This is a genomic window from Humibacillus sp. DSM 29435, assembly GCF_001758225.1.
Taxonomy (GTDB): Bacteria; Actinomycetota; Actinomycetes; order Actinomycetales; family Dermatophilaceae; genus DSM-29435.
Genome location: NZ_MAST01000015.1, coordinates 68,979 through 76,916 on the forward strand (window position 1 = coordinate 68,979; position 7,938 = coordinate 76,916).

At 70.4% G+C, this 7,938-nt stretch carries 9 protein-coding genes; 7 read left to right on the forward strand and 2 right to left on the reverse strand.

The genetic code is table 11. The annotated features are described in order from the left end of the window. Window positions 1–218: 218 nt before the first annotated feature. From BA895_RS12155 to aat, 5 genes are all read left to right on the forward strand, one after another. Window positions 219–1,292, forward strand: a complete 1,074-nt coding sequence (locus tag BA895_RS12155) for an alkene reductase (RefSeq protein ID WP_070192171.1) — start codon at window positions 219–221, stop codon at window positions 1,290–1,292. A gap of 58 nt (window positions 1,293–1,350) precedes the next feature. Next, entirely contained in the window at window positions 1,351–2,574 is a 1,224-nt protein-coding gene (locus tag BA895_RS12160) for a glycerate kinase (RefSeq protein ID WP_371327711.1), read from the forward strand. Window positions 2,575–2,841: 267 nt separating this feature from the next. After that, window positions 2,842–3,237 carry an iron-sulfur cluster assembly accessory protein gene (locus tag BA895_RS12165; RefSeq protein WP_070192184.1) on the forward strand — a complete coding sequence of 132 codons (396 nt, stop codon included), beginning with the start codon at window positions 2,842–2,844 and terminating at the stop codon, window positions 3,235–3,237. 103 nt (window positions 3,238–3,340) lie between these two features. Continuing rightward, window positions 3,341–4,327, forward strand: coding sequence for a carbohydrate kinase family protein (locus BA895_RS12170; protein WP_070192172.1), 987 nt, complete (start codon window positions 3,341–3,343; stop codon window positions 4,325–4,327). Between the two features lie 45 nt (window positions 4,328–4,372). Next, on the forward strand, window positions 4,373–5,047 hold the full coding sequence (aat, locus tag BA895_RS12175; protein WP_070192173.1) for a leucyl/phenylalanyl-tRNA--protein transferase: 675 nt from the start codon (window positions 4,373–4,375) through the stop codon (window positions 5,045–5,047). Here the strand turns inward: aat and BA895_RS24470 are convergent. Together BA895_RS24470 and BA895_RS12185 are read right to left on the reverse strand one after the other, a co-directional pair. Continuing rightward, window positions 5,016–5,366 (reverse strand): sulfurtransferase TusA family protein, encoded by a 351-nt coding sequence (locus BA895_RS24470; RefSeq protein ID WP_083283275.1) that lies wholly within the window; start codon window positions 5,364–5,366, stop codon window positions 5,016–5,018. The two genes, aat and BA895_RS24470, sit on opposite strands and share 32 nt — an antisense overlap. Further along, complete coding sequence (locus BA895_RS12185; protein WP_254666446.1) at window positions 5,363–6,556, reverse strand: cysteine desulfurase family protein; 1,194 nt, start codon at window positions 6,554–6,556, stop codon at window positions 5,363–5,365. Before BA895_RS12185 ends, BA895_RS24470 begins: the two co-directional genes overlap by 4 nt. Window positions 6,557–6,714: 158 nt before the next feature. Here BA895_RS12185 and coxB point away from each other — a divergent pair, with 158 nt between their 5' ends. Further along, window positions 6,715–7,656 carry a cytochrome c oxidase subunit II gene (coxB, locus tag BA895_RS12190; protein WP_371327712.1) on the forward strand — a complete coding sequence of 314 codons (942 nt, stop codon included), beginning with the start codon at window positions 6,715–6,717 and terminating at the stop codon, window positions 7,654–7,656. Next, window positions 7,656–7,938, forward strand: a 283-nt coding sequence (locus BA895_RS12195) for a cbb3-type cytochrome c oxidase subunit I (protein WP_175442304.1), incomplete at its 3' end; no start/stop codon positions are given. The genes coxB and BA895_RS12195, both read left to right, overlap by 1 nt.

A 7,938-nucleotide genomic window follows, 5' to 3' on the forward strand; every position in this document is an offset into this window, starting at 1 on the left:
GCGCCCACCGGCATCCTCGCTCCTCCGGCAACACACCGAGGAACGGTGAACCCACCGGGAAGCAGACCGGTGTGTTCGGAACTGCTCGGTGTGTTGCGGCGACATGGCGGTGTGGGCCACGACACATCGACCCCTGCAGGCATCTGGGAATGGCTGTTAGGTCATGCGACTTGGACACGGGGTAGTTGAATCCTCCACCGATATCAAGGAGCACACCCATGAGCCAGGCCTTCGAACCCATCCGCGTGGGCCGCTGGGACCTCCCGCAGCGTTTCGTCATGGCGCCCCTGACCCGCAACCGGGCCGGTGACGCGCAGGCTCCGACGAGCCTCAACGCCAACTACTACGGCCAGCGCGCCAGCGCCGGTCTCATCATCACCGAAGGCACCCAGCCCAGCGCCGTGGGCCAGGGCTACCTCGACACGCCCGGCATGCACTCCGACGCGCAGGTCGCCGGCTGGCGCGAGGTCGCCGAGTCGGTGCACAAGGGCGGCGGCCACATCGTCGTGCAGCTCATGCACGCCGGCCGCATCGCGCACCCCGACAACAAGAACGGTCTCGAGACCGTGGCCCCGAGCGCCATCGCCGCACCGGGCGAGATCGTGACCGCCACCGGGCAGCAGGCCTACCCGACGCCCCGGGCGCTGGAGACCGACGAGATCCCCGCTCTCGTCGAGGAGTTCGTCTACGCAGCTCGCCGGGCCGTCGAGGCCGGCCTCGACGGCGTGGAGGTGCACGCCGCCAACGGCTACCTGCCCCACCAGTTCCTCGCCCCGTCGAGCAACGAGCGATCCGACGGCTACGGAGGCTCGCCCGAGAACCGGGCCCGACTGACCATCGAGATCACACAGGCTGTCGCCGCCGAGATCGGCGCCGACCGCGTGGGCATCCGCATCTCGCCGTCGCACAACATCCAAGGCGTGCTCGAGACCGACGACGCCGAGACGGCTGCGACCTACGAGGCGCTGGTCGACGGCATCGCGCCGTTGGGCCTGGCCTACCTCAGCATCCTCGGCGACCCGGAGTCCGAGCTCGTCACCGACCTGCGTCGCCGCTTTGACGGCCCGGTCGTGCTCAACACCGGTTTCTCGTCCGTCACCCAGCTGCATGACGTCGAGGACATCCTCGAGCGCGGGCTCGGTGACCTCGTCGCGGTCGGCAGGGAGTTCCTCGCCAACCCCGACCTCGTGCGTCGCTGGCGCGAGAACGCGCCGCTCAACGCGCCGAACGAGCAGACCTTCTACGGCGGTGGCGCACAGGGCTACACCGACTACCCGAGCCTGGCCGGCTGACACCGACCTGGCTGCGCTCGCCGAGATCACACCGCCGGTTGCCGGAGACCTTGAGGTCTTGGCAACCGGCGTCTCGCGTTCCACCGGCACCGGCACCGGGAGATGGGAGGATGCCGCCGTGCACGTGCTCATCGTCCCCAGTGCCTTCTCCGGCTCGCTCACTGCAGGTCAGGCGGCCGCGGCGATGGCACAGGGCTGGTCACGGGCGGCCCCCCACGACGTGCTGGCGCAGGTGCCGATCTCCGACGGTGGGCCCGGGTTCGTCGACGTCGTGGCCGCCACCGCTGGCGGCCGGCTGCACGCCTGCGTCACGACCGACCCGCTCGGCCGGCCGGTACCCGCCACGATCCTGCTGGTTGAGGGCGATGGGCGCCGCACTGCCTACGTCGAGTCGGCCCACGCCGTCGGCCTGCACCTGCTCGCACCCGCCGAACGCGACCCCTCCCACACGACCAGCTTCGGGATGGGGCCCCTGCTCTCGGCCGCCGTCGACCTCGGCGCGACGCGCATCGTCGTCGGCCTGGGCGGTTCCGGCACCAACGATGCCGGCGCCGGCCTGCTGACCGCCCTGGGCGTCGGCCACCGCAGCCGACTCGGGTGCGGCGGGCTGGCTCTGCTCGACACACGAGAAGACGACCTCGGCGGCCTGGAGACGGCCCGCCAACGGTTCACGGGGATCGACCTGGTCGCGGCGACCGACACGGAGGCTCCGTTGCTCGGTCTCAAGGGCACGAGCGCCATGAGCGCCGTCGCCAAGGGTGCCTCGGAGCAGCAGGCTCAACGTCTCGAGAACGCCATCGGCCACTTCGCCAGCGTCGTCTCCCGCGTGCAGCCCCCGGCCAAGAACCTGCTGAGCGGGGCACTGCTTCGGCCCGAGCGAGAGCCAGGGGCCGGGGCCTCCGGGGGTCTCGGCTACGCTCTGCGGCTGCTCGGCGCACGGCCGACGGGCGGCGTTCGGGCCGTGCTGGATGCCGCCCGGTTCGACACCCTGCTCGCTGCGGCCGACCTCGTGGTCACGGGGGAGGCCAGCTTCGACTGGGAGTCGCTGCACGGCCCGGTCATGCAGGTGGCCGCCGCAGCCGGGCAGGTGGGGGTGCCGGCCGTGGTCATCGCCGGGCAGGCGCTCGTGGGGCGCCGCGAGGCGATGGCCGGCGGCATCTCGGGGGTGTATGCCGTGGCGGAGCGTCGCAGCCAGGTCGACGCGATGCTGGCCGACCCGGCCGGAACGTTGACCGCTCGAGCCGCGCGGGTGGCCCGCACCTGGTCACCGCACCGACCCTGATCGGCGCTGCGGACCTGAGCGCTCGGCATCCTCTGCGGCCGTTGCAGACTCGACTCGGTGCAGGTCGACTCGGTGCAGGTCGACTCGGTGCAGGTCGACTCGACCGGTCCGGGGTGGTTTTCGACCGCCACGCGGGCAGGGTGTGGGCACTGCTGCGCGGGCGACGTACCCTAGGAGGTGTCGGGAACAGATCCGGCACGACGTGAGTTCTCCCTTGTGACCAAGGCACCACAGCATCACGCCGTCAACGACGCGAAGGACCACCACATGACTGTCGAGACGAACGTTTCAGCGGCTGAAGCCGTTGAGGCCTCAGAGACGGGCACCGAAGCCCCAGCGCACGGCGTCGTGCTGACCGACGTCGCCGCCACCAAGGTCAAGAGCCTGCTCGAGCAGGAGGGTCGCGACGACCTCCGTCTGCGCGTGGGTGTTCAGCCCGGCGGCTGCTCAGGCCTGATCTACCAGCTCTACTTCGACGAGCGCACGCTCGACGGTGACCTCGTGCGCGACTACGAGGGCGTCGAGGTCGTCGTCGACCGCATGAGCTCGCCCTACCTCGAGGGCGCGACGATCGACTTCGCCGACACCATCGAGAAGCAGGGCTTCACCATCGACAACCCGAACGCCGGCAGCAGCTGCGCCTGCGGAGACTCCTTCGGCTGAGCGGCCTCAAGACCGGGCTCGGCCCGGTACGTGCGAAGGGCCCGACCGTCAGACGGTCGGGCCCTTCGGCGTACCCGGCGGCTCGACGCGCTAGGTTTCGGGTGTGCAGATCGCCATTGCTGGATCCATTGCCACCGACCACCTGATGACCTTCGAGGGGCGCTTCCGCGACTCGCTCGTGGTCGAACAGCTCGACAAGATCTCGCTCTCGTTCCTGGCCGGCGACCTCCAGGTTCGTCGCGGGGGCGTGGCGGCCAACATCGCCTTCGGCATGGCCGGCCTGGGTCAGCGACCCATCCTCGTCGGAGCCGTGGGTGACGACTTCGCCGACTACCGGTCGTGGCTGGAGCGCCACGGCGTCGACTGCGAGTCGGTGCACTACTCGGAGTCACGTCACACGGCACGTTTCATCTGCACCACCGACAGCGACATGGCCCAGATCGCCACCTTCTACGCCGGCGCCATGACGGAGGCCCGCGACATCGAGCTCGGCCCCGTGGCAGCCCGGGTGGGCGGTCTCGACCTCGTGCTGGTGGGCGCCGACGACCCGGAGGCGATGACGCGCCACACGCAGGAGTGCCGGGCGCGCGGCATCCGGTTCATCGCAGACCCGTCGCAGCAGCTCGCCTTCGCCGACGGGCCGACGATCCAGGGCCTGGTCGACGGCGCCGAGTTCCTCTTCACGAACGAGTACGAGGCCCACCTCACCGAGCAGAAGACCGGCTGGACCCACGACGAGATCCTGCGCCGGGTCGGCACCCGCGTGATCACCCGGGGGGCCGACGGGGCGACCATCGAGCGGCGCGGCGAGGAGCCGATCTCGGTTCCCGTCGCCCGGGAGGTGCGGCGCGCCGACCCCACCGGTGTCGGTGACGCGTTCCGGGCGGGCTTCCTCACCGGACTGGCCGCCGACCTCTCACTGCGGCACTGTGCCGAGCTGGGGTCGATGCTGGCCACCTACGTCATCGAGACGGTCGGCACCCAGGAGTACCTGCTCGGCAAGTCACGTTTCCTCGAGCGGCTGGCTGAGGCCTACGGCGAGGAGTCGGCGACCGAGATCGGTAGCCACATCACCTGTCAGCGACCCTGACCACCGACGTCGGCACCTGACCGGAACCAGCTCGAGGCAAGGCCAGTGCCGACACCCCCCGACCCCACCCCGTGGGACTTCGCCCTCGAGCAGGTTCCCGACGGCGAAGACCTGATCGGCGTCGGCGCCGACCTTTCGCTGCCCACGCTCTTCGAGGCCTACTCCACCGGGGTCTTCCCCATGGGCATCGGCGAACACGGCAGCGAGCCGATCGGCTGGTGGTCACCTGACCCGCGCGGCATCCTGCGTCTGGGTGAGCTGAAGGTCAGCCGCTCACTGCGCAAGTCGGCGGCCCACTTCGAGGTGCGCGTCGACACGGTCTTCGCGGAGGTCGTCCGGGCCTGCGGTGACCCCGACCGTGAGGGTCGCTGGATCACGCCCGTCATCGCGGAGGCCTACGTGGCGCTGCACCGAGCCGGGTGGGCCCACTCGGTCGAGGTGTGGCGCGAGGACCGGCTCGTCGGCGGGCTCTACGGGGTGGCCATCGGTGGCCTCTTCGCCGGCGAGTCGATGTTCCATCGGGAGCGCGACGCCTCCAAGGTGGCCCTGCTCGGGCTGCACGAGCTGCTCGCCGCCGATGGCGACGCGCGCCGGGTCATCGACGTGCAGTGGCGCACCGACCACCTCGCCACCCTGGGCGTGCGCGAGGTGCCCAGAGGCGACTACCTCGAGCTGCTCCGCGTGGCGCTCACGGCCCCGTTGCCGGCCGGTTGGGCCTGATCCCCACCCGGTGGGCGGTATGGCCGTCGCCTTCCTGCGCACCGAGGTAGCGATGTCCGCGCATGCGGCACCAGGCCGGGATGTCGTGCGCGGCGGCCGGGTCGGTCGCCAGCACGGTCACCTCGACCACACCCGGGTGGTCGCTGACCAGGCGGGCGAGGCGGATCACCGGCAGGGGGCAACGCAAGCCGCGGGCATCGACGACGGCATCCTCGCCGGGTGTGTCGCGAGCATCGGCTTGGGCATCGGCTTCCGTAAAGACGGGGTCGGTGGGTTCGGTGGGTTCTGTGGGGTCGGTGGGTTCGCTGGGCCCGCTCACAAGCCGGTCACCCCCGCCCTCGACCTGACCGCGCGAACGGTCGGGGCCAGGGCCTCGACGAAGGCCGCCACGTCGTCGGCACGCGCTGGCCGGACCGCCTCGAGCGGCAGCACGAGCCGGACGTTGCCGTGCGTCAGCACGCCCATGGCCGCGAGCACGTGGCTCGGCTCGAGCGTGCTCGAGGTGCAGGCCGAGCCACTGGCCACGGCGAAGCCGGCTCGGTCGAAAGCGTCGACGAGGGCCTCGCCGTCGACGTAGAGGCTCGAGAAGGTCACGACGTGGGGGAGCCGGTCGACGGCGTCGCCCACGACCTCGGTGTCGGGCACGAGCGCCGCAGCCGCCCTGACCCGGGTCACCAGCTCGTGGGCTGCCGCGGCCTCGTTCGTGCGGCCCGCCTGAGTCTGCTGCCAGGCCTCCGCCGCCGCGAGCGCGAGTGGCACCCACGGCGTCACGTCGTGGCGTCCGTGCTCGATGTCGGCCCGAGCCCCGGACCAGTGCCAGCGCACGCCCTCACGCACCACGAGAACCCCGAGCGGGGGGCCACCCCACGAGCGGCCGTCGCCGACGAGAACATCGAAGTCGGTGGGCACGTCGTCGCGCCCGAGGGAGGCCATCGCGTCGACCACGAGCGGGATGCCGCTGGCCGCACAGAGCTGCCTGGCCGCGGCCAGCGGCTGGCGAGTGCCGACCTCGCCGTTCGCGCTCTGCAGGGCGGCCACCACCATGCCGGGGCGCGCGACGGCCTCGCCCCAGGCCGCGAGGTCGACACGCCCGAGCGAGTCGACGGGAACCTCCACGAGCGGAGCCTTCGCCACGGTGCTCATCGAGGCGCGGGCCCGGCCCTCGATGAGCACCGTCGAGTGTTCGACCGCGGAGGCCACGGTGCCGCCGCCGCGACGGCGCGCCGCGTGCAGCACGCCGTCGACAGCGCGCGACAGAGCCGCGGGGCCGCTCGGCAGCAGGCTCACCTCGCCGGGTCGCACGCCCAGCCCGTCGGCGATGACCTCGCGGGCACGGTCGAGCAGCGACCGGGCCGCCCGTCCCTCGGCGTAGAGCCTCGACGGGTCGGCCCACCCGGCGTCCAGGGCGGCGAGCAGGGTTTCGCGGGCCAAGGGATGGAGCGGTCCGGATGCCGCGTCGAGCATCCTGCGCATCGGTCCAGGGTTCGTGCCCTGATCGTGACTCACCACGCCGCCACGCTAGCCCCACCCGCAACGACAGGACCGTGCCCGGGACGGTAGTGTCTGTGCAGTGGGCACGATGTGCCTGTCAAGAGTCGAAGAGACGGACGCGTTGACCCTCCCAGGGGCTCGTCGACCGCCCGTGAACGGAACGAAAGGTGCACCTGGTGCCTGAGCACGACGACACCGCAGCGGCCACGCTCGTGGTGAATCGCGCGACCGCGGCGAGGGCCGATGGTCATCTGCCCTCACGACGACGACGAGGGTTGCTCATCGCGGCACTGGTCGCCGTCGTCACGCTCGCCCTGAGCGGATGCCAGGGCAAGCTGTCCAACGGGTTCCTGCCCGACACGATCTCCGACAGCGGCAGGCGCGTCACCGACCTGTGGATCGGCAGCTGGATCGCCGTGCTCGCCGTGGGCGCCATCACGTGGGGCCTGATGCTCTACGCCGCCATCCGTTTCCGCAAGCGCAAGGGCGATGAGACCCTCCCCGTGCAGCTGCGCTACAACGTGCCCGTCGAGATGCTCTACACCATCGTCCCGGTCTTCATGGTGGCCGTGTTCTTCTACTACACGGCCCGCGACGAGGCCGCTCTCACCGACACGAGCAAGAAACCCGACGTGACCATCAGCGTCGTGGCCAAGCAGTGGAGCTGGGACTTCAACTACATCGACTCGAACGTCCACGAGTCGGGGGTGCACGTCGACCCGAGCCTGCCCGATGCCCGTGCCAAGATGCCGACGCTCTACCTGCCGGTCAACAAGCGGGTCGAGTTCGTGCTCAACGCTCGTGATGTCATCCACAGCTTCTGGGTCCCCTCGTTCATGACGAAGCTCGACATGCTGCCCGGCAAGACGAACATCCTGCAGATCGTTCCCACCCAGACCGGTGTCTTCCAGGGCAAGTGCGCCGAGCTCTGCGGCGCCTACCACTCCCAGATGCTCTTCATGGTGCACATCGTGCCGCAGGCCGAGTACGACGCCGAGATGAAGCGTCTGGCCGACATCGGGCAGACCGGGTTGATCCCGGTCGACGTGAGCCGCGAGAAGATGGTGCCCGCAGACGCCAACAAGATTCCTGCACCGGCCCGAACAGGGGGCAACTGATGAGTACCGCCACCGCCAACCCGACCTCGACGATGGGGCGTCAGGCTGACGCCAAGTCGACCACCGCAGCGACCACCCGGCGTCTGTCCAAGGGTCAGACGTTCGTCAAGTGGGTCACCACGACCGACCACAAGGTGATCGGCAACCTCTACTTCATCACCTCCTTCGTGTGGTTCATCCTCGGCGGCATCCTCGCGCTGCTGATCCGGGCCGAGCTGTGGGAGCCGGGGCTGCAGATCGTCGACAACCCCGAGCAGTACAACCAGCTGTTCACGATGCACG

What these genes read in the sequence shown, in the direction of transcription:
- BA895_RS12165 (WP_070192184.1), top strand. Translation starts at nt 2,842, where the DNA reads ATGACTGTCGAGACGAACGTTTCAGCGGCTGAAGCCGTTGAGGCCTCA.
- BA895_RS12155 (WP_070192171.1), top strand. Translation starts at nt 219, where the DNA reads ATGAGCCAGGCCTTCGAACCCATCCGCGTGGGCCGCTGGGACCTCCCG.